Raw genomic sequence first — 20,811 nt, 5'->3', positions numbered from 1 at the left:
GTTACGGTGGAACCCGATGAAGAATTTGCTGCTGCGTATCAACGATAAGATCTACATGACGTGCATCTGGGTCGCCGGCCTTTCCGTCCTGGCGATTTCCCTGATGATTCCCTGGGGCGTATTCGCCCGCTACGTGCTGGGCACCGGTTCGAGCTGGCCCGAGCCCACCGCGATCCTGCTGATGATGGTGTTCACCTTCATCGGTGCCGCCGCCAGTTACCGCGCCGGTGCGCACATGGCCGTGGCCATGCTCACCGACCGCATGCCGCCGCACCTGAGATCCGCGGCGTCGATTTTTTCCCAGTTGCTCATGGGCCTGATCTGCATCTTCATGACCATTTGGGGCTTCAAGCTGTGCATGTCCACCTGGAACCAGTTCATGGCCGCCCTGCCCGATCTGCGGGTTGGCGTGACCTATCTGCCCATTCCCGTGGGCGGCTTGCTGACGCTGATTTTTGTCCTGGAAAAACTCTTGCTCGGTGACCAGAGCAAACGTCGGGTCGTGCAGTTCGACCTGGTCGAAGAAAGTGAAGGTGCCGCTTAATGGACGCTCTGATACTGCTGGGCAGTTTTATCGCATTGATCCTGATCGGCATGCCGGTCGCCTACGCGTTGGGCGCCGCCGCCCTGATCGGTGCGTGGTGGATCGACATCCCGTTCCAGGCCGTGATGATCCAAGTGGCATCCGGGGTGAACAAGTTCTCCTTGCTGGCCATCCCGTTCTTCGTCCTGGCTGGCGCGATCATGGCCGAGGGCGGCATGTCCCGCCGGCTCGTGGCGTGCGCCGGGGTGCTGGTGGGTTTTGTGCGCGGTGGCCTGTCGCTGGTCAACATCGTCGCCTCGACCTTCTTCGGCGCGATCTCCGGTTCGTCGGTGGCCGACACCGCCTCGGTGGGTTCGGTGCTGATTCCGGAAATGGAACGCAAGGGCTATCCACGGGACTTCTCCACCGCCGTGACCGTCAGCGGTTCGGTGCAAGCCCTGCTGACCCCGCCTAGCCATAACTCGGTGCTCTACTCCCTGGCCGCTGGCGGCACGGTTTCGATTGCCTCGCTGTTCATGGCGGGCATCGTGCCGGGCTTGCTGATGAGCGCGTGCCTGATGGTGCTGTGCCTGATCTTCGCGAAAAAGCGCAACTACCCCAAGGGCGAAGTGATCCCGATGCGCCAGGCGCTGAAAATCGTCGGCGAAGCCCTCTGGGGCCTGATGGCGATGGTGATCATCCTCGGCGGCATCCTGTCGGGCATCTTCACTGCCACCGAATCGGCGGCCATCGCCGTGCTGTGGTCGTTCTTCGTGACCATGTTCATCTACCGCGACTACAAGTGGCGTGAACTGCCGAAGCTGATGCACCGCACGGTGCGCACCATCTCCATCGTGATGATCCTGATCGGCTTCGCCGCCAGCTTCGGCTACATCATGACGCTGATGCAGATCCCGGCGAAGATCACCACGATGTTCCTGACCCTGTCGGACAACCGCTACGTGATCCTGATGTGCATCAACGTGATGTTGCTGCTGTTGGGCACGGTGATGGACATGGCGCCGCTGATCCTGATCCTGACGCCGATCCTGATGCCGGTGATCCTGGGCATCGGTGTCGACCCGGTGCAGTTCGGCATGATCATGCTGGTGAACCTGGGCATCGGGCTGATAACGCCGCCTGTGGGCGCGGTGCTGTTCGTCGGTTCGGCGGTGGGCAAGGTCAGTATCGAAAGCACCGTCAAGGCTTTGCTGCCGTTCTATGCCGTGCTGTTCCTGGTGCTGATGCTGGTGACTTATGTGCCGGCTCTGTCGCTGTGGTTGCCGCACCTGGTGTTGTAACCCCAAGGACGAGCAAGCCCCTTGTGGCGAGGGAGCTTGCTCCCGCTGGACTGCGCAGCAGGCCCATCCGGTTTGGACTCGGGCGTCTGCTGCGCAGCCGAGCGGGAGCAAGCTCCCTCGCCACAAAAGCGATCTACCCCCCTCCCGAACAGAAGCGACTACCATGACGCAGCCTCTCCTGTACCTCGAAGACGAACTGACCCGCCTCACACTGGCTCCGCACCTGGGTGCCAGTCTCGTAGAATGGACCTTGCGCAGCACCGGTGCTCCCCTGCTACGCCCTCCCGCGCCGCAAGCGCTGGAAAATGGCTTGCCGGGTAAACTTGGCTGCTTCCCGTTGATCCCATGGTCAAACCGGATCGCCCAAGGCGGTTTCGACTGCCCCGGCGGCTGGCTGGCACTGGACGCCAACAGCCCCAACGACCCGTTCCCGATCCATGGCAGTGCCTGGCAACAACCGTGGAAAGTGACCGAGCAGAGTGCCCAGGAAGCCTTGCTCCAACTCGACAGCCAATACCCGTTCGCCTACTGCGCCAGCCTGCGAATCCGCTTGAGTGGCGGCCAGCTGCAGATCGCAATGCTCGTCACCCACACGGCCAGACAACCCGCCTGGCATGGGCTGGGCTTGCATCCGTATTTTCCACGTACCGCCCGCACGCGCCTGCAAACCCGCGCGACCGACGTCTGGAAATGCGATGCCAGTAAACTGCCGACAGAGCTGAGCGCCCTTCCTGCCGAATGGGATTTCCAGCAAGCGCGGGCGCTGCCCGACACGCTGGTGGACAATGGCTTCGGTGGCTGGGACGGCGATTGCCTGATCCAGCAACCGGACCTGGGGTATGAACTGCAATGCCGCGCCAGCGGTAGCAAATACTTCCTGCTGTACTGCCCCGTGGGCCTGGATTTCTTCTGCATCGAACCGGTCAGCCATCCGGTCAATGCCCATCACCTGCCTGGACGGCCAGGATTGCGCCTGCTGGAGCAAGGGCAATCGGTGGCGCTGGGGTTTTCGATGCAGTGTCGGGAACTGTAAGCGGCACGCTATACCGTGGCGAGGGAGCTTGCTCCCGCTGGCCTGCGCAGCAGGCCCATACGGTCTTGGCCCAGGACGTCTGCTGCGCAGCCGAGCGGGAGCAAGCTCCCTCGCCACAAAGGCAAGTGTAATCCTGATTCGTCGTAGCTACGCCCGCAGCAGCATGAACACCGCCACCCCCAGGCACACCCCGGCGAACCCCACTTGCAATGCCCGGGCCGGGACCTTGGCCGACACTCGCCGCCCGAGCACCATCCCGATGATGCTCGCCGCAATGAACGCCGCCCCAACCCGGTCGATGCTCACCCCGGCATGAAACGCGCCCAACACGCCAATCAACGAAATCAGGCTGATGACCATCAAGGATGTCGCGACGATCCCGCGCATCTGCACGTCGGTCAGTTGCTTGAACGCCGGCACGATCAGGAAGCCGCCACCCACCCCAAGCAAGCCCGAGACCATACCCGTCACCGCACCCAATGCCGACAGCGTGGCAGTGCAGCGAGCGGTCCAGGCCAGGCGCCCGGTCTCGCGGTCGAGCATGCAATTCTTCTGGCCCCAACTGGCGGCGCCGTGATCGCTGGGCCCCGCTTGCGGCGTTTCCCGGCGCAACATGCGCGCCGCCACCAGCACCATCAACAGGCTGAACAGCATCATCAGGATTTTTTCCGAAAGCTGATGGGCGAAGTAGATGCCCAGCGGCGAAAACACCGCGCCCAGCAGCGCAATCAGCAGTGCCGCGCGGTAGCGCACCAGGCCATGGCGCAGCCCATCGATGGCACCCACCGCCGCCGCGCTGCCCACCGCGAACAACGCCACCGGCGCGGCCTGAGTCATGCTCCAGCCCAGGCCCAACACCAACGCCGGCACCGCCAGGATGCCACCGCCCGCCCCCGTCAGGCCAAGAACCAGGCCCATGACCACGCCAAACAAACTTGCCAGTAACATTCAGGATCTCTCAAGCCGCGCACACCTGTTGGCAGGTGCGATCGCATTTGCAGGACGCCTTGGCCCTCACTAAGCTGCGGACCATATGTTGTAAACCTCGAGCGTTGCAACCGCTTCTTCCCGTATAGGTTCGCTGTCATGCCCGCGCAGATCCAGAGCTTTCTCGACCCCGCCTCAAAGACTTACACCTACGTTGTTTTTGAACACGATGGCGGGCAATGCGCGGTGGTCGACCCGGTGCTCGACTACGACCCGGCCTCGGGACGCAGCGCCACCACCCAGGCTGACCGGGTGATCGCCTTCGTACGCGAACACCAGTTGACGGTGCAATGGCTGCTGGAAACCCACGCCCACGCCGATCACCTGTCCGCCGCGCCGTACCTGCGCCGGGAACTGGGAGGCAAGATCGCCATCGGCCAAGCCATCGGGCAGGTCCAGAGCGTCTTCAAGACCCTGTTCAACCTCGAAGCGCCATTTGCCGTGGATGGCTCGCAGTTCGATCACCTGTTCGCCGCCGACGAGTCCTTTCTGATCGGCAACCTCAAGGCCACGGCGCTGCACGTGCCCGGCCACACCCCGGCAGACATGGCGTACCTGATTGATGGCGACGTGATCCTGGTGGGCGATACGCTGTTCATGCCCGACGTGGGCACCGCCCGCTGCGACTTCCCCGGCGGCAACGCCCATCAGCTCTACGCCTCGATCCGCAAGCTGCTGGCCTTCCCCGCCGGGGTGCGGCTCTACGTGTGCCACGACTATCCACCGGATGCACGCGAGCCCCAATGCATGAGCACCGTGGGCGAGCAGCGCCAGCACAATATCCATGTCCACGACGGCATCGATGAAGCCACGTTCGTCGCCATGCGTACCCAGCGCGACAAGACACTGGGCATGCCGACGCTGCTGTTGCCGGCGATCCAGGTGAATGTGCGGGCGGGCCACCTGCCGCCGGCGGAGGACAATGGCGTGACGTATCTGAAGATTCCGATCAACCAGCTCTAGATGCTTGGGGGCTGCTGCGCAGCCCAGCGGGAGCAAGCTCCCTCGCCACAGCGGAGGATCTGCTTGCAGCGATATTGAATGTGCCGCCGCCATCGCGGGCAAGCCTTGCTCCCACAAGAATCGGCGGCGGTCGCAGTACCCGGCAACACCACAAATCCCTGTGGGAGCTGAGCTTGCTCGCGATGGCGGTGGGTCTGCTTGCATCATTGTTGAATGACAGCTAGCTCCCTCAGGGACTGGTCTTTTGATCAGGTACCCAAGGTCAGCCCATTGGCCGGCAACGGCAACGCTGTCTTGTAGCGCACCTGCTTGAGCGCAAAGCTGGAACGGATATTCGCCACACCCGGGACCTTGGTCAAGAAGTCCATCATGAACCGCTCCAGCGACTGGATGGTTGGCACCAGCACGCGGATCAGGTAATCCGGATCGCCGGCCATCAGGTAGCACTCCATCACTTCCGGTCGATCGGAAATCGCCTCTTCGAAGTGCTGCAGCGCCTCCTCCACCTGCTTCTCCAGGCTGACATGGATGAACACGTTGACGTGCAACCCCAGCAGGTCGGCGTCCAGCAGCGTGACCTGCTCGCGGATCACTCCCAGCTCCTCCATGGCCCGGACGCGGTTGAAGCACGGGGTCGGAGAAAGGTTGACTGAACGGGCAAGCTCGGCGTTGGTGATGCGGGCATTTTCCTGAAGGCTGTTCAGAATCCCGATGTCGGTGCGATCCAATTTACGCATGAGACAAATAATCCTGTTTTTTATCGTTGTGCAGATTTTTTATCTGCAAATGATCTGAACAGCAAGCCAACAGAGAAAAATATTCTTCTGCGTCGAGCCTATGATTGTTGTAGGACAATTTCCCGTACCCGGGGAAATTCGTCAGCTAGCGCGCCCACTACAAGAAATTCACAAGATCGAGCGTAGAAAGCCATGAACCCAGCGTACGAACCGCTACGCCTGCACGTCCCCGAACCCTCGGGCCGTCCCGGCTGCAAGACCGACTTTTCCTACCTGCATCTGTCCGATGCCGGCACAGTGCGTAAACCTTCCATCGACGTCGAACCGTCCGACACCGCCGACCTGGCCCGCAGCCTGATCCGCGTGCTCGATGACCAGGGCAATGCCCACGGCCCATGGGCCGAAGACGTGCCACTCGAAATCCTGCGCAAAGGCATGCGTGCCATGCTCAAGACGCGCATCTACGACAACCGCATGGTGGTCGCCCAGCGCCAGAAAAAAATGTCGTTCTACATGCAGAGCCTCGGCGAGGAAGCCATCGGCAGCGGCCAGGCCCTGGCGCTGAACATCGATGACATGTGCTTCCCCACCTATCGCCAGCAAAGCATCCTGATGGCCCGCGAGGTGCCGTTGGTGGGCATGATCTGCCAGCTGCTGTCCAACGAGCGCGATCCGCTCAAGGGCCGGCAGTTGCCAATCATGTATTCGGTCAAGGACGCCGGTTTCTTCACCATCTCCGGTAACCTCGCCACGCAATTCATCCAGGGCGTGGGCTGGGGCATGGCCTCGGCGATCAAAGGCGATACCAAGATCGCCTCGGCCTGGATCGGCGACGGCGCCACCGCCGAATCGGATTTCCACACCGCCCTGACCTTCGCCCACGTCTACCGCGCGCCGGTGATCCTCAACGTGGTCAACAACCAGTGGGCGATCTCTACGTTCCAGGCCATCGCCGGCGGTGAAGCCACGACCTTCGCCGGACGCGGCGTCGGTTGCGGCATCGCCTCCCTGCGTGTGGATGGCAACGATTTCATGGCGGTCTACGCCGCCTCGCGCTGGGCCGCCGAACGCGCCCGCCGCAACCTCGGCCCGGCGCTGATCGAATGGGTCACTTATCGCGCTGGCCCACACTCCACGTCCGACGATCCCTCGAAGTACCGTCCCGCCGACGACTGGAGCCACTTCCCGCTGGGCGATCCGATTGCGCGCCTCAAGCAGCACATGGTGAAGATCGGCCAGTGGTCCGAAGAGGAACATGCCGCCGTCACTGCCGAACTCGAAGCCGAGGTAATCGCCGCGCAAAAAGAAGCCGAGCAGTACGGCACCCTCGCCGGCGGACAGATTCCAAGCGCCGCGACCATGTTCGAAGACGTCTACAAAGAGATGCCGGAGCACTTGAAGCGCCAGCGTCAGCAGTTGGGGATCTGACATGAACGATCACAACAACAATATTGCGCTGGACACCGCCATGACCACTACCACCATGACCATGATCCAGGCCCTGCGCTCGGCCATGGACGTCATGCTCGAGCGCGACGACAACGTCGTGGTGTTCGGCCAGGACGTGGGTTACTTCGGCGGCGTGTTCCGCTGCACCGAAGGCCTGCAGAACAAGTACGGCACCTCGCGGGTATTCGATGCACCGATCTCTGAGAGCGGCATCGTCGGCGTGGCCGTGGGCATGGGCGCCTACGGGCTGCGGCCGGTGGCCGAGATCCAGTTCGCCGACTACGTCTACCCGGCCTCGGACCAGATCATTTCCGAAGCCGCGCGCCTGCGCTATCGCTCGGCCGGCGAGTTCACCGCGCCGATGACCCTGCGCATGCCCTGCGGCGGCGGTATCTACGGCGGCCAGACCCACAGCCAGAGCATCGAGGCGATGTTCACCCAGGTCTGTGGCTTGCGCACCGTCATGCCTTCGAACCCTTACGATGCCAAGGGCCTGCTGATCGCCTCCATCGAAAACGATGACCCGGTGATCTTCCTCGAACCCAAGCGCCTGTATAACGGCCCGTTCGACGGCCACCACGATCGTCCCGTGACACCGTGGTCGAAACACCCCTCGGCACAGGTGCCAGACGGTTACTACACCGTGCCGCTGGACGTGGCCGCCATCACCCGCCCGGGCAAGGACGTGACTGTTCTCACCTACGGCACCACGGTCTACGTCTCCCAAGTGGCGGCCGAAGAAACCGGCATAGACGCCGAAGTCATCGACCTGCGCAGCCTCTGGCCGCTGGACCTTGAGACCATCGTCAAATCCGTGAAAAAAACCGGCCGCTGCGTGGTCGTCCACGAAGCCACCCGCACCTGCGGCTTCGGCGCCGAGCTGGTGTCGTTGGTACAAGAACATTGCTTCCACCACCTGGAAGCGCCCATCGAGCGTGTCACCGGTTGGGACACCCCCTACCCGCATGCGCAGGAGTGGGCGTATTTCCCAGGGCCGTCCCGTGTGGGCGCGGCGTTGAAACGGGTCATGGAGGTCTGAATGGGCACGCACGTTATCAAGATGCCGGACATTGGCGAAGGCATCGCCGAAGTTGAACTGTCGGTGTGGCACGTCAAGGTCGGCGACATGGTGGTCGAGGACCAGGTACTGGCTGATGTCATGACTGACAAGGCCATGGTCGACATTCCCTCACCGGTGCATGGCCGGGTCATCGCCCTGGGTGGCGAGCCGGGCGAAGTCATGGCGGTGGGCAGTGAACTGATCCGCATCGAAGTCGAAGGTGCGGGTAACCTGAAAGAATCGGCACAACCGGCGCCAGCTGCGGCGACACAGGCGGCTCCACAGACGCCAAAGCCGACGCCGGTGGCAACACCTGAACCCGTGGTGGAAAAGACCACTGCGCCACGCTGCGCCCCGCAAGCGCCGGTGGCCCGCGATCCCGAAGAACGCCCACTGGCCTCGCCGGCCGTGCGCAAGCACGCGCTGGACCTGGGCATTCAATTGCGCCTGGTCCAGGGCAGCGGTCCCGCCGGGCGTATCCTGCATGAAGACCTCGAGGCTTATCTGGCTCAGGGTCCATCGACCCAGGCCAAGGGCGGTTCGGGCTATGCCGAACGCCACGACGAGCAGCAGATCCCAGTGATCGGCATGCGTCGCAAGATCGCCCAGCGCATGCAGGAAGCAACCCAACGCGCCGCTCATTTCAGCTACGTCGAGGAAATCGACGTCACGGCCCTGGAAGAACTGCGGGTACACCTGAATGAAAAACACGGCGCCAGTCGCGGCAAGCTGACCTTGTTGCCGTTCCTGGTCCGCGCGTTGGTCGTGGCCCTGCGGGATTTCCCGCAGATGAACGCCCGCTACGACGACGAAGCCCAGGTCATCCATCGTTCGGGCGCCGTGCATGTTGGCGTCGCGACCCAGAGCGATGTGGGCCTGATGGTGCCGGTGGTGCGTCACACCGAAGCCCGCAGCCTGTGGGACAGCGCGGCGGAGATCTCGCGCCTGGCCACCGCAGCGCGCAATGGCAAGGCCAGTCGTGATGAGCTATCCGGCTCGACCATCACCTTGACCAGCCTCGGTGCGTTGGGCGGCATCGTCAGCACCCCGGTGCTGAACCTGCCGGAAGTGGCGATTGTCGGCGTGAACAAGATCGTCGAACGGCCCATGGTGATCAAGGGCCAGATCGTGATCCGCAAGATGATGAACCTCTCCAGTTCCTTCGATCACCGAGTGGTCGACGGCATGGACGCGGCGCAATTCATCCAGGCCCTGCGTGGCCTGCTCGAACAACCCGCCACCCTGTTTGTGGAGTAAGCGATGCAGACTTTGAACACCACACTGCTGATCATCGGCGGCGGCCCCGGCGGCTATGTGGCGGCGATCCGCGCCGGCCAGTTGGGCATCCCGACCATTCTGGTGGAAGGCCAGGCGTTGGGCGGGACCTGCCTGAACATCGGCTGCATTCCGTCCAAGGCCTTGATTCACGTGGCCGAGCAGTTCCACCAGACGCAACACCACAGCCAAGGCTCGGCCTTGGGCATCACGGTGTCGGCGCCAAGCCTGGACATCGGCAAGAGCGTGGAATGGAAGGACGGCATCGTCGATCGCCTGACCACCGGCGTCGCGGCGCTGTTGAAAAAGCACAAGGTCCAGGTCATTCACGGCTGGGCCAAGGTGATCGATGGCAAGACCGTTGACGTCGGCGACACCCGCATCCAGTGCGAACACCTGCTGCTGGCCACCGGTTCGAAAAGCGTCGACCTGCCGATGCTGCCGATTGGCGGGCCGATCATTTCCTCCACCGAAGCCCTCGCCCCGACCTCGGTGCCCAAGCACCTGGTGGTGGTCGGCGGTGGCTACATCGGCCTGGAACTGGGCATCGCCTACCGCAAGCTCGGCGCCGAAGTCAGCGTGGTCGAGGCCCAGGAACGGATCCTGCCAGCCTACGACGGCGAACTGACCCAACCGGTGCACGAAGCGCTCAAGCAATTGGGCGTGAAGCTGTACCTCAAGCACAGCGTCGAAGGCTTCGATGCCCAGGCCAGCACCTTGCAAGTGCGTGATCCCAATGGCGAGACGCTGAACCTGGACACCGACCGGGTGCTGGTGGCCGTTGGTCGCAAACCCAACACCCAGGGCTGGAATCTCGAAGCGTTGGACTTGGCGATGAACGGTTCGGCCATAAAAATCGACAACCGTTGCCAGACCAGCATGCGCAACGTCTGGGCCATCGGCGACCTGAGCGGCGAACCAATGCTCGCCCACCGGGCCATGGCCCAGGGTGAAATGGTCGCCGAACTGATCGCCGGCCAGCACCGGGAATTCAACCCGACCGCCATCGCCGCGGTGTGCTTCACCGACCCGGAACTGGTGGTGGTCGGCAAGACGCCGGACGACGCCAAGGCCGCCGGGCTGGATTGCATCGTGTCGAGCTTCCCGTTCGCCGCCAATGGCCGGGCCATGACCCTGGAATCGAAAAGCGGTTTCGTACGGGTCGTGGCGCGCCGGGACAATCACTTGATCGTCGGTTGGCAAGCCGTCGGCGTCGGCGTCTCGGAGCTGTCCACCGCGTTCGGCCAGTCCCTGGAAATGGGCGCACGCCTGGAAGACATCGCCGGCACCATCCACGCCCACCCGACGCTGGGCGAGGCGGTGCAGGAAGCGGCGTTGCGGGCGTTGGGGCATGCGTTGCATCTATAGACGTGCAGCGCATCTGTAGGCGTGAGTTTCACTGTGGCGAGGGAGCTTGCTCCCGCTGGGCTGCGAAGCGGCCCCAATCCGGGCACCAGGATCGTTCAGCCACACCGCGTTGAGCGGGTTACGACTGCTTCGCAGCCGAGCGGGAGCAAGCTCCCTCGCCACGGGGAAGTCGGCAGAAAATCTGCCTGTCACCTATCGAGCGGGCTGCGAAACACCCCCGGAATGAAGTATTGTTGTCCCCATCCAAAAAACGTCAGAAGCCTTGAACCGTTTCGACGGTTGTTAAGAAATAGAGGGTGTCATGGGTAACGAGAGCATCAATTGGGACAAACTGGGCTTTGACTACATCAAGACCGACAAGCGCTACCTGTCGCACTGGCGCGATGGCGCGTGGGACGCCGGCACCCTGACCGACGACAACGTGCTGCACATCAGCGAGGGCTCCACCGCCCTGCACTACGGTCAGCAGTGCTTCGAAGGCCTGAAGGCCTATCGCTGCAAGGACGGTTCGATCAACCTGTTCCGCCCGGACCAGAACGCCGCCCGCATGCAACGCAGCTGCGCGCGCCTGCTGATGCCGCACGTCGAAACCGAGCAGTTCGTCGAAGCCTGCAAGCAAGTGGTCCGCGCCAACGAGCGCTTCATCCCGCCTTATGGCACCGGCGGCGCGCTGTACCTGCGCCCGTTCGTGATCGGCGTGGGTGACAACATCGGCGTGCGCACCGCACCCGAGTTCATCTTCTCGATCTTCTGCATCCCGGTCGGCGCCTACTTCAAGGGTGGCCTGACCCCGCACAACTTCCTGATCTCCAGCTACGACCGTGCCGCCCCACAAGGCACTGGCGCGGCCAAGGTCGGTGGCAACTACGCCGCCAGCCTGATGCCCGGCTCCCAGGCCAAGAAGGCCAGTTTCGCCGACTGCATTTACCTGGACCCGATGACCCATTCGAAAATCGAGGAAGTCGGCTCGGCGAACTTCTTCGGCATCACCCACGACAACAAATTCGTCACCCCCAACTCCCCTTCGGTCCTGCCGGGCATCACCCGCCTGTCACTGATCGAACTGGCCAAATCGCGCCTGGGCCTGGAAGTGATCGAAGGCGACGTGTTCATCGACAAGCTGTCGGATTTCAAGGAAGCCGGCGCCTGCGGTACCGCCGCGGTCATCACCCCGATCGGCGGCATCAGCTACAAGGACAAGCTGCACGTGTTCCACAGCGAAACCGAAGTCGGCCCGATCACCCAGAAGCTCTACAAAGAGCTGACTGGCGTGCAGACCGGCGACATCGAAGCGCCAGCGGGTTGGATCGTCAAGGTTTGAGCCAGGCCCATCCGTAGCACTTAGGCGCTTCTTTGTAGCGAGGGGGTAATCCCCTCGCTACAAAGTGCTTCAGGATTCAAAAAAGGAGAGCGCCTCTGCCGTCACCTGTCGGCTCTGGGCCGATCCGCCCTGCGCTCGAAAATCGCCCCCTCGATACCCAACACTTCACGCGTGTCGGCATAGATCCCGACGCCCTTTTCCCAGACATGCTTGATCGACTGATCGGCGCAACGAATCCGGTAATTGAGTTCGAACGGCTCCTGCCGCGACAAGGCATATTGCACCTCGCGCCAGACGTAATCGGCATCCTGCGCCAGGATCAGGCTGTTGTAGGTGAATTCATGGTTGTCCACCAGCCGCTCCGGCGGATACCCGGTCAGTTGCAGGCAACCGGCACTGACGAATTCCATGGTCCAGTCACGGTTGTTGCGACCGCGATAGATCAGCCCCGGCATGCTGTCGAGCAGGCTCATGCTGCTGCGCTGGCTCGCCTGTAAGGCAATCTCGCGCCGCTTGTGCGCAGTGACGTCGCCGGCCACCAGATAGAAACCCTGGGGCCCGCGCTTCAGGCTGACCTCGAACCAACGCAGTTCCCCCGAAGGGTGAACAAAACGCAGCCGCTGGTTGAAGGAGGTTTCGGGGCGTCGACGCAGTTCATGCAGGGCCTGACGCCACAACGACCGGTCTTCGTGGTGCACATAGTCGATGAGGTTGCGTTCCGTGCCTGGCAGGTCCATCAGCTCGACCCAGGCCAGGTTGAAGTGGGCAATCTGGCCGCTGTCGCCCAGTTCAAGCAACGCCGCCGGAAAGCGATCCATCAGGTGCAAGGGCAGTGTCTGCACAAATGCCTCTGGTCGTTCCATCATCTAATGACGCTCCTCGTGTCTCATCGACGCACCGTTGTGCACCCACGCCGCCAGCTCCAGGCGAGAGTGCAGGCTGAACTTCTGCAACAGATTCCTCACATAGATCTTGACCGTACCATCGCTGATCCCCAGTTCCCGACCGATCTGTTTATTGCTCATGCCGGCGCCGATCAGGGCCAGGGTCTGCCCCTCGCGCTCGGTGAGGTTGCCTGTGTCTGGCAGGTCCAGATCGTGAGTGGTCCGGCTCACCGACCCGCCCTGATCGGCCAGCAGGGCCACCAGAGTTGAATCCAGGACGATCGCGCCCTTGTGGCAATTGCGCATGTAGCTCAACAACGCATCGGGTTCGGTTTCCTTGAGCACGTAGCCACTGGCCCCCAGGCGCAAGGCCGTCAGCAGCTCGGCGCGATCCATCGACGCGGTGAGCACCACCACCTGGCAGTCGAGGCGCAACTGACGCAGTTCGTCGAGTACCTGCAAACCGCTCAAACCGGGCATGTGCAGATCGAGCAAGACTTGCTGCGGCGCCAGGCTCACGGCCAGGTTGATGCCTTCGCGACCGCTGGCCGCCTGCCCCACCACTTCGAAGTCGTCACTGGCGTCGAACAGCTGCGCCAGGCCTTTGCGAAACAATGGGTGATCATCGATCAGTAATAAGGTCGTGCAGTCCATCGAAACTCCCCTCTGGCAGGTCTTGGTGGCGGCGAAGGCCAAGGTGTACGCGGACCCCATGCGGGCGGATCGCTTCAATTGTCAGCCGGGCGCCAATGCTCGCGGCGCGCTCGCGGATAATCGCCAGGCCAAAGTGGTTTTCCTCCCCTGACGCCGGGCTCAGGCCGATGCCGTCATCCTCCACCGAAATAGAGGCATCACCGTCCTGGTTTTGCCGCAACTCGATGCGTACATGCCGCGCATGGGAATGGCGCACCGCGTTGGCCAGTGCTTCGCGAATGATCTGCAAAACCTGTAGCTCGGTGCCGGGGCTCAAGGCATCGTCAGCCAGGCGATTGTCCAGTTCGAAAACAATGATGCAGCGTCGCGAAAACTCCGCGATGGAGTCGGCCAGGGCCTGGCGCAGCGAGCGCCCGTCCATGGTCAGGCGAGCGTTAGTGATCAGCTCGCGCACCTGGCGCTGCAACTGGCTCAAGCCGACGCACAGTTCCTGCAACCCGGCGCTGGCCTGCACCGGCTCGCCCAACTGCGATTGCAGTAAACGCGCCTGGAACGACAGGTAACCCAACTGCTGAGCCACCGAATCGTGCAGCTCACGGGCCAACGCGCCGTGCCGGGACGTGGCCTGTTTGCGCTGTTGCTCGCGGGTGTAGCAGCGCAAGCGCACGGTGACGCCGACCGCCTGCGCCGCCTCCTCCAGCAACAGGCGCCAACTGGCGTGGACCGGTTGTGGGGTATCGAGCAACAACAGCCCTTTGCCCGAGTCGTCACTTGGCGGCAAGGCACACAGCAGGCGATGTACACCCCGTTGCCGGCAAGCGCCACAGACCTGCGCCGCCTCAGTCAGCGTCGAGTCACGCCAAGGGCAACGCGCTACGCCCTGACAGCTTTCGAGCAATCCGCGCCGCGCCGGCCCCAGGTCTTCGCCGCCCAGGATCAGATTGAGTTTGCAACTGGGTAGCAGTGCTTCGAAACGGTCCAGGAAACCCGACAAAGCACCGTCAGCGTGCGCCTGACACAAGGGCAATCCTGTCAGTAGTTTTCGCACGCTGCGCGCTTGGTCGGGGCGGATACGCCCCAACCAGAGCGGCCACCACTGCGGTCGTAGTCGCACTATGGATAACTCCCCGTCCGGTTGCTCAGCCCTGGGCAAAGACCAGCAACTTCCATGCCCCGATCAGGCGGGCGCACAAGGCTTATCTCCAAAGGCATAGCCCTTTTTCCGGATTGAGAAGATTTTCCCCATAGGAAAGTATCTTCCCCAACAGGAAACATTTTTCCAGTCAAACACGCCCTTTCCCGCCCTTCGACAGGCGCGGATCAGCCAGGAAAGCCCACATGACGGATAGACACTGCGCCGCCCCGGACCGACTTCACAGCCTCCCGTGCTATCGCCAGCCGCTGCCGCGTGAAAGCGCCACCCGGCACATCGTGGTCATGCAATCGGCGGCCGCCTGTTCCCCCATTGTCGGCACACTGGAACAGCCCCTGGTACTGAACGGCGAGAACGCCGACTTTGCCCGGCGCTTGCACCAGGTGCTGGTCAACGCCACCGTCGGCAGCCATCTCTACATCATGGGCGACGAGGCCTTTATCTGGCGCATCCACGGCGAGGCCCGCAGCGCCGGACTGGAAAATGCCGAGATCGACATCACCCGCACGTTACCTGGCCCGCGCCTGGTGTATTGCGTGCATTGTGGCCTGACCCAGGCTGCCGAGCCGGAACCGCGGTTAACCTGCATCGGTTGCGACGTCGGGCTGGAAGTGCGCGAACACTTTTCCCAACGCCTGGGGGCATACCTTGGCGTTTACAGCAACCCCGACCAGCCTTACGCCGGAGTAAGGCCATGAGCGTCGCGCTTGAGGTGCGGGTCAGCGCGGCAAGAATGCTCACCCCGGTGGTGCGCGAATTCACCCTGCAAGCTTGCACCGGACCACTGCCAGGATTCTCCCCCGGCAGCCACGTGCAGGTTCACCTGCCGCTGACCGAAGGCAAGGTGCGCAATGCCTACTCGCTGACCAGCGACCCTGCGGACAATCGGCATTACCGCATCGCCGTACGCCTGCAGGAAGCCTCTCGCGGCGGCTCGCACTACCTGCATCGGCACGTCCAGATCGGCGACACGCTGCAGATTTCGCCGCCGGCCAATCTGTTCGCGCTGCACTCGACCGCCGGCCTGCACATCCTGATCGCCGGAGGCATCGGCATCACGCCGTTCATGGCCTACATCGCGGCCCTGGAACAAAGCCAAGCCCCCTTCGAGTTGCATTACCTCTATCGCCCGGGCCTGAGCGATGCCTATGTCGAGGAGTTGCAACAGCGGCTGGGATCGCGACTGCACACCTACGCCTGCCGCCCGGACCTGAACCACATCCTGCGGGATCGGCCGATGGGCAGCCACGTTTACACCTGTGGTCCGCAACCGTTGCTCGATGCGGTTCGGCATCAGGCCAGTGTCCTTGGCTGGCCGCCCGGCCGGGTGCACTGGGAAGCCTTCAGTGCCGCAAAGCCAGGCCAGCCCTTTGACCTGGAACTGCTGCGCAGTGGCCGACGCCTGCGGGTCGGCGGCGAACAAAGCCTGCTCGAAGCCCTGGAATCCGCTGGACTGCAAATCCCCAACCTGTGTCGCGGTGGCGTCTGTGGCCAATGCATGACCCGCCACGTGGGCGGAAAAATCGAACACCGCGACAGCTTTCTGAGCCCCGCCGAACAGGCTGAATTTCTCATGCCCTGTGTTTCCCGCGGCTGCGGCCCTTGCGTTTCGCTGGACCTTTAGGAGTCGACCATGACCATTCAATCAAGCCCCGTGCAGAGTTACCGAGACGACTTCAGTTTTCGCAACAGCCCCGCGGCCATCCGCCGTTTTCCCTTTCCCTTCACTGAGGACAGCTACCTGTACTCGGTGAACATCGAACCGGCGACTTCCCGGGATCCGGGCTCGGTTTACCAGCACGGCTTCGATATCGATGAACACTACCGTTCGGAAATGGCCGAACGCGCCCTGGTGCTGGACAAGGATCCGCGCCGCTATCTGGTGATGCCGCACATGCAAGTGGCCGCCTGGGATGCGCTGCAGATGCTCATGGAACACCTCGCCGCCGACTATCCGCAGTGGTTCCAGCTGGCGCGTGACGGTGATCACTGGCATTGGCACAACACGCTGCTCAATATCGATCAGCACTTTGTCTTCGGTGACGCCACCAGCTTGCCCTGCGAGCCGCTGGAATTCATCGGCCGCCAGGTGCAGGGCGATTTTGCCCTGCTCGATCAGCGCGACGGCGATCTGTACATGGACGCCGGCCTGGTCACCAGCCCGGCCGACTGGTCCCTGGCCTTCGACGCCGGCATGAGCTTCAAGCAGTGGCATTCACCGGTGCCCATGGCCCATCAGATGGGCGTGTTCGACCGTGCGCTGAAGTACCTGCTCAACCTGCAAGTGGGCCAACCGGTGCGGCGCCTGAACTGGACGCTGACGATCAACCCGCGCCTGGACTCCTCGCCCGAAACTTTCCATGAATGGGGCGCCGATCGCGGCCGCATCAGCGCTGAAAACGTCGGGCAACAGGTGCATCTGCGCGTCGAAATGCAAGTGATGGCCCGTCTGCCGCGCAGTCACGCGGTGATGTTCAGCATTCGCACCTACCTGATCAGCATGGACGAACTGGTCACTCAACCCGGCTGGGGTTGTCGCCTGCACCGCGTGCTGCGCGACCTGCCCGAGCCGATTGCCGACTACAAAGGCATGAGCCGCTACCGACAGACCCTGGTCCAGTGGCTGAGCCGCTTCGACCAGGCCTGAACCCTGACCCACTTTCACCGACAAGGATCCTCACATGGCTCATTCATGGCGTATTTCTGCACTGGCCGAACGGCACCGCGCACTCGGCTCGAACCTGGAAGACTGGAACGGCATGGGCACTGCCTGGACCTATGCCAGCGACCTGGCCGATCACCATCAAGCGATCCGCACCCGCGCCGGGCTGATGGACGTTTCCGGGTTGAAGAAAGTCCACTACGTCGGCCCCCATGCCGAAAGCCTGCTGCAATGGGCCACGACCCGCGACATCGCCAAGCTCTACCCCGGCAAATCGGTGTATGCCTCGATGCTCGACGAGGAAGGCAAGTTCGTCGATGACTGCATCGTCTACCGCACCGGGCCTAACGCGTTCATGGTGGTCCACGGCGCCGGTAGCGGTCACGAAATGCTGGTGCGTTCATCCCAGGGCCGGCAAGTGGCGGTGCTGTTCGACGACGACCTGCACGACCTGTCGCTGCAAGGGCCGCTGGCGGTGGACTTTCTCGCCGAGCACGTCCCCGGGATTCGCCAACTGCCCTATTTCCATCACCTGCAAACCCGCCTGTTCGATCGCCCGGTGATGATCTCTCGCACCGGCTACACCGGCGAACGCGGCTACGAGATCTTCTGCAAGGCAGCCGATGCTCCGGCGCTGTGGGACAAGATCCTCGAACAGGGCGCGGGCCTGGGCATCATCCCCTGCGCCTTTACCGCCCTGGACTGGCGGCGGGTGGAAAGCTCGCTGATGTTTTTTCCCTACGACAACTCGCAGATGTACCCCTTCGCCGACCAGAAGGCCGGCGACACCCTGTGGGAAATGGGCCTGGATTTCACCGTTTCTCCAGACAAACGCGAATTTCGTGGCGCCGAGGAGCACTTCCGGTTGCGTGGCCAGGAGCGTTTCAAGATCACCGGCGTGTTGCTCGACGGTGTGCGCGCCGCCGAGGCTGGCGACACCCTGTGGCAGGGCAACCAGCAAGTCGGGGTGATCACCTGCGGCATGTATTCGCGCCTGAGCAAACGCTCCATGGCCATCGCCCGCATGAACGTCACCTGCTCGGTTCCCGGGATTGCCTTGCAGGTGCGTGGCAGCCAGGAAAGCGCCGCGGTGACCCATGCCCTTCCCTTCGACGACCCGGAAAAAACCAAGCGCACGGCCAAGGGCTGAGCCTCCACCACTTTGCACAGGGAGCCCCCGATGGACACCTCCAGCGAACACTACATTCTCAAGATCAACTGCCCGGCGGCGTCCGGCATCGTCGCCGCGATCAGTGCCTGCCTGGCCCGGCAACAGTGCTACATCAGTGAGCTCGCGCAATTCGACGACGAGTTCACCGGGCAGTTTTTCATGCGCGCGGTCTTTCGTTTCAACACCGGCGTGACCGGCGATATTGGCGCCCTGCGTGAAGACCTGGGCGACCTGGCCGGCGGCTTCGACATGCAGTGGCAACTGTTCTGCTCGAGCCAGCCGACCCGAGTGCTGCTGATGGTCAGCAAATTCGACCATTGCCTGACCGACCTGCTGTACCGCCACCGCAAGGGCGAGATGGACATGCACATCACTGCCGTGGTCTCCAATCACCTGGACCTGCGGGCCATGGCCGAACGTGAAGGCATTCGCTTCATCTACCTGCCGGTCACCAAGGACAGCAAGGCCAGCCAGGAAGTCGAGCTGATGCGCATTGTCGAGGACACCCAGACCGACCTGGTGGTGCTCGCCCGCTACATGCAGATTCTCTCCGACGGCCTGTGCCAGCAACTGTCCGGTCGGGCCATCAACATCCATCACTCGTTCCTGCCCGGTTTCAAGGGCGCCAAACCCTATCACCAGGCGTATGACCGGGGCGTGAAGCTGATCGGCGCGACCGCCCATTACGTCACCAGCGACCTCGACGAGGGGCCGATCATCGAGCAGGAAATCCAGCGCGTCGACCACACGCACCTGCCCGATTCGCTGGTTGCCATCGGCCGCGACACCGAAACCGTCGCCCTTTCCAAAGCCCTGAAATACCACCTGGAACACCGGGTGTTCATCAATCAGGACAAGACAGTGATCTTTCGCTGAAACCCTTCAGGAGGCACGCTCATGACACTACGCGTAGCAATCATCGGCGCCGGCCCGTGCGGCCTGGCTCAACTTCGCGCCTTCCAGTCAGCCCGCGACCAGGGCACCGCCATTCCCGAACTGGTGTGCTTTGAAAAACAGCAGGATTGGGGCGGCATGTGGAACTACACCTGGCGCACCGGTCTGGACGAGAACGGCGAACCGGTGCATGGCAGCATGTACCGCTACCTGTGGTCGAACGGCCCGAAGGAATGCCTGGAATTCGCCGACTACACCTTCGAAGAGCATTTTGGCCGCCCCATCGGCTCTTACCCGCCGCGGGAAGTGCTCTGGGATTACATCAAGGGCCGGGTCGAAAAAGCCGGGGTACGGGATTTCATCCGGTTCAACAACGTGGTGCGCCAGGTCACCTTTGACCAAGCGACTCGCCGCTTCACGGTGGTTGCCCACGACCACGGCAGCGATACCCAGACCTCGGAGCAGTTCGATTACGTGATCAACGCCTGCGGGCACTTTTCGACGCCGAAGATGCCGTACTTCCCCGGATTCGAGCAGTTCGGCGGGCGCATCCTCCACGCCCATGATTTCCGCGATGCACTGGAGTTCAAGGGCAAGGATCTGCTCATCGTCGGCAGCAGCTATTCTGCCGAAGACATCGGTTCCCAGTGCTACAAATACGGCGCCCGCAGCATCACCAGTTGCTACCGCACCGCGCCGATGGGCTATGACTGGCCCGCCAACTGGGAAGAAAAACCGTTGTTGCAGCGCCTGGAAAAAAACCGCGCGTACTTTATCGACGGCACCCACAAGCACGTCGATGCGGTGATCCTCTGCACCGGCTACAAACATCACTTCCCCTTCCTGCCGGACGAACTGTGCCTCAAGACCGATAACCGGCTATGGCCGATGAATCTGTACAAAGGCATTTTCTGGGAGCCCAACCCGCAACTGATCTACCTCGGCATGCAGGATCAGTGGTACTCGTTCAACATGTTCGACGCCCAAGCCTGGTACGCCCGCGATGTCATCCTGGGGCGCATTCAACTGCCCGGCCAGGCCGAAATGATCGCCGACAGCCGGCAATGGCACGAACAGGAACAGACACTGGAAACCAACCAGCAAATGTTCGAATACCAGGGCGCCTACATCCAGCACCTGGTGGACGCCACCGACTACCCGAACTTCGACATCGCCGCCGTCAATGAAACCTTCCTGCACTGGAAGCACGACAAAGCGGAGAACATCATGGGTTATCGCGACAAGTCCTATCGCTCGTTGATGACCGGAACCCAGTCACCGCCGCACCACACCCCTTGGTTGCATGCGCTGGACGACTCGATGGCGGCGTACCTCGCTGAGCCGCCGATGTCCGTCAAGTCGATCGGTTGACCCGG

Annotated in this window: 20 protein-coding genes; 15 read left to right on the top strand and 5 right to left on the bottom strand. The window is 62.6% G+C overall.

Going from position 1 to position 20,811, the window contains the following annotated elements; all coding sequences use genetic code 11:
* Positions 1–16: 16 nt before the first annotated feature.
* From PSH86_RS13030 to PSH86_RS13020, 3 genes are all read left to right on the top strand, one after another.
* Positions 17–544 carry a TRAP transporter small permease gene (locus tag PSH86_RS13030; RefSeq protein ID WP_109755128.1) on the top strand — a complete coding sequence of 176 codons (528 nt, stop codon included), beginning with the start codon at positions 17–19 and terminating at the stop codon, positions 542–544.
* Positions 544–1,824 carry a TRAP transporter large permease gene (locus tag PSH86_RS13025; protein ID WP_039763167.1) on the top strand — a complete coding sequence of 427 codons (1,281 nt, stop codon included), beginning with the start codon at positions 544–546 and terminating at the stop codon, positions 1,822–1,824. Before PSH86_RS13030 ends, PSH86_RS13025 begins: the two co-directional genes overlap by 1 nt.
* Positions 1,825–1,987: 163 nt before the next feature.
* A complete protein-coding gene (locus PSH86_RS13020; protein WP_109755129.1) occupies positions 1,988–2,857 on the top strand; it encodes an aldose 1-epimerase in 870 nt (289 codons plus the stop codon).
* A gap of 147 nt (positions 2,858–3,004) precedes the next feature.
* Here PSH86_RS13020 and PSH86_RS13015 read toward each other — a convergent pair whose 3' ends face one another.
* On the bottom strand, positions 3,005–3,805 hold the full coding sequence (locus tag PSH86_RS13015; RefSeq protein ID WP_212802304.1) for a sulfite exporter TauE/SafE family protein: 801 nt from the start codon (positions 3,803–3,805) through the stop codon (positions 3,005–3,007).
* A 138-nt stretch (positions 3,806–3,943) separates the two neighbouring features.
* Between PSH86_RS13015 and PSH86_RS13010 the strand changes: the two genes are divergently transcribed.
* The gene (locus PSH86_RS13010) at positions 3,944–4,807 is read left to right on the top strand and encodes an MBL fold metallo-hydrolase (protein WP_109755131.1); all 864 of its coding nucleotides are present in this window, start codon (positions 3,944–3,946) and stop codon (positions 4,805–4,807) included.
* Between the two features lie 248 nt (positions 4,808–5,055).
* Here PSH86_RS13010 and bkdR read toward each other — a convergent pair whose 3' ends face one another.
* Entirely contained in the window at positions 5,056–5,544 is a 489-nt protein-coding gene (gene bkdR, locus PSH86_RS13005; RefSeq protein ID WP_109755132.1) for a Bkd operon transcriptional regulator BkdR, read from the bottom strand.
* Between the two features lie 192 nt (positions 5,545–5,736).
* Here bkdR and PSH86_RS13000 point away from each other — a divergent pair, with 192 nt between their 5' ends.
* The 5 genes from PSH86_RS13000 to PSH86_RS12980 all read left to right on the top strand — a co-directional run bounded on the left by PSH86_RS13000 (position 5,737) and on the right by PSH86_RS12980 (position 12,017).
* Positions 5,737–6,972, top strand: coding sequence for a 3-methyl-2-oxobutanoate dehydrogenase (2-methylpropanoyl-transferring) subunit alpha (locus PSH86_RS13000; RefSeq protein ID WP_109755133.1), 1,236 nt, complete (start codon positions 5,737–5,739; stop codon positions 6,970–6,972).
* A gap of 1 nt (position 6,973) precedes the next feature.
* The gene (locus tag PSH86_RS12995; protein ID WP_018605866.1) at positions 6,974–8,032 is read left to right on the top strand and encodes an alpha-ketoacid dehydrogenase subunit beta; all 1,059 of its coding nucleotides are present in this window, start codon (positions 6,974–6,976) and stop codon (positions 8,030–8,032) included.
* Positions 8,033–9,310 carry a dihydrolipoamide acetyltransferase family protein gene (locus tag PSH86_RS12990; protein ID WP_305490167.1) on the top strand — a complete coding sequence of 426 codons (1,278 nt, stop codon included), beginning with the start codon at positions 8,033–8,035 and terminating at the stop codon, positions 9,308–9,310. It begins immediately after the preceding gene.
* Between the two features lie 3 nt (positions 9,311–9,313).
* Complete coding sequence (gene lpdA, locus PSH86_RS12985; RefSeq protein ID WP_305490165.1) at positions 9,314–10,696, top strand: dihydrolipoyl dehydrogenase; 1,383 nt, start codon at positions 9,314–9,316, stop codon at positions 10,694–10,696.
* Positions 10,697–10,997: 301 nt separating this feature from the next.
* Positions 10,998–12,017 carry a branched-chain amino acid aminotransferase gene (locus tag PSH86_RS12980; RefSeq protein WP_109755136.1) on the top strand — a complete coding sequence of 340 codons (1,020 nt, stop codon included), beginning with the start codon at positions 10,998–11,000 and terminating at the stop codon, positions 12,015–12,017.
* A 101-nt stretch (positions 12,018–12,118) separates the two neighbouring features.
* Here the strand turns inward: PSH86_RS12980 and PSH86_RS12975 are convergent, their stop codons facing one another.
* The 3 genes from PSH86_RS12975 to PSH86_RS12965 are packed head-to-tail and all read right to left on the bottom strand — an operon-like array spanning position 12,119 to position 14,603.
* Positions 12,119–12,883, bottom strand: a complete 765-nt coding sequence (locus PSH86_RS12975; RefSeq protein ID WP_116832124.1) for a PAS domain-containing protein — start codon at positions 12,881–12,883, stop codon at positions 12,119–12,121.
* On the bottom strand, positions 12,884–13,555 hold the full coding sequence (locus PSH86_RS12970) for a response regulator (protein ID WP_109755138.1): 672 nt from the start codon (positions 13,553–13,555) through the stop codon (positions 12,884–12,886).
* The gene (locus PSH86_RS12965) at positions 13,524–14,603 is read right to left on the bottom strand and encodes an ATP-binding protein (RefSeq protein ID WP_116832123.1); all 1,080 of its coding nucleotides are present in this window, start codon (positions 14,601–14,603) and stop codon (positions 13,524–13,526) included. Before PSH86_RS12965 ends, PSH86_RS12970 begins: the two co-directional genes overlap by 32 nt.
* Positions 14,604–14,893: 290 nt before the next feature.
* On the opposite strand from PSH86_RS12965, the gene PSH86_RS12960 reads away from it, so the two are divergent.
* The 6 genes from PSH86_RS12960 to PSH86_RS12935 are packed head-to-tail and all read left to right on the top strand — an operon-like array spanning position 14,894 to position 20,806.
* Positions 14,894–15,406 (top strand): dimethylamine monooxygenase subunit DmmA family protein, encoded by a 513-nt coding sequence (locus PSH86_RS12960; protein WP_305490162.1) that lies wholly within the window; start codon positions 14,894–14,896, stop codon positions 15,404–15,406.
* Positions 15,403–16,332: a PDR/VanB family oxidoreductase gene (locus PSH86_RS12955; RefSeq protein ID WP_305490160.1), complete on the top strand. Its 930-nt coding sequence runs from the start codon at positions 15,403–15,405 to the stop codon at positions 16,330–16,332. Before PSH86_RS12960 ends, PSH86_RS12955 begins: the two co-directional genes overlap by 4 nt.
* Before the next feature lie 9 nt (positions 16,333–16,341).
* Positions 16,342–17,355 carry a DUF3445 domain-containing protein gene (locus PSH86_RS12950; protein WP_305490158.1) on the top strand — a complete coding sequence of 338 codons (1,014 nt, stop codon included), beginning with the start codon at positions 16,342–16,344 and terminating at the stop codon, positions 17,353–17,355.
* Positions 17,356–17,389: 34 nt separating this feature from the next.
* Positions 17,390–18,520 carry an aminomethyltransferase family protein gene (locus PSH86_RS12945; RefSeq protein ID WP_305490156.1) on the top strand — a complete coding sequence of 377 codons (1,131 nt, stop codon included), beginning with the start codon at positions 17,390–17,392 and terminating at the stop codon, positions 18,518–18,520.
* 30 nt (positions 18,521–18,550) lie between these two features.
* Entirely contained in the window at positions 18,551–19,417 is an 867-nt protein-coding gene (gene purU, locus PSH86_RS12940; protein ID WP_116832118.1) for a formyltetrahydrofolate deformylase, read from the top strand.
* A 21-nt stretch (positions 19,418–19,438) separates the two neighbouring features.
* Positions 19,439–20,806 carry an NAD(P)-binding domain-containing protein gene (locus tag PSH86_RS12935; RefSeq protein WP_163854084.1) on the top strand — a complete coding sequence of 456 codons (1,368 nt, stop codon included), beginning with the start codon at positions 19,439–19,441 and terminating at the stop codon, positions 20,804–20,806.
* Positions 20,807–20,811: the final 5 nt, after the last annotated feature.

Source organism: Pseudomonas sp. FP2300, from assembly GCF_030687595.1.
Lineage (GTDB): Bacteria > Pseudomonadota > Gammaproteobacteria > Pseudomonadales > Pseudomonadaceae > Aquipseudomonas > Aquipseudomonas bijieensis.
This window is presented reverse-complemented; position numbering and strand designations above follow the sequence as displayed.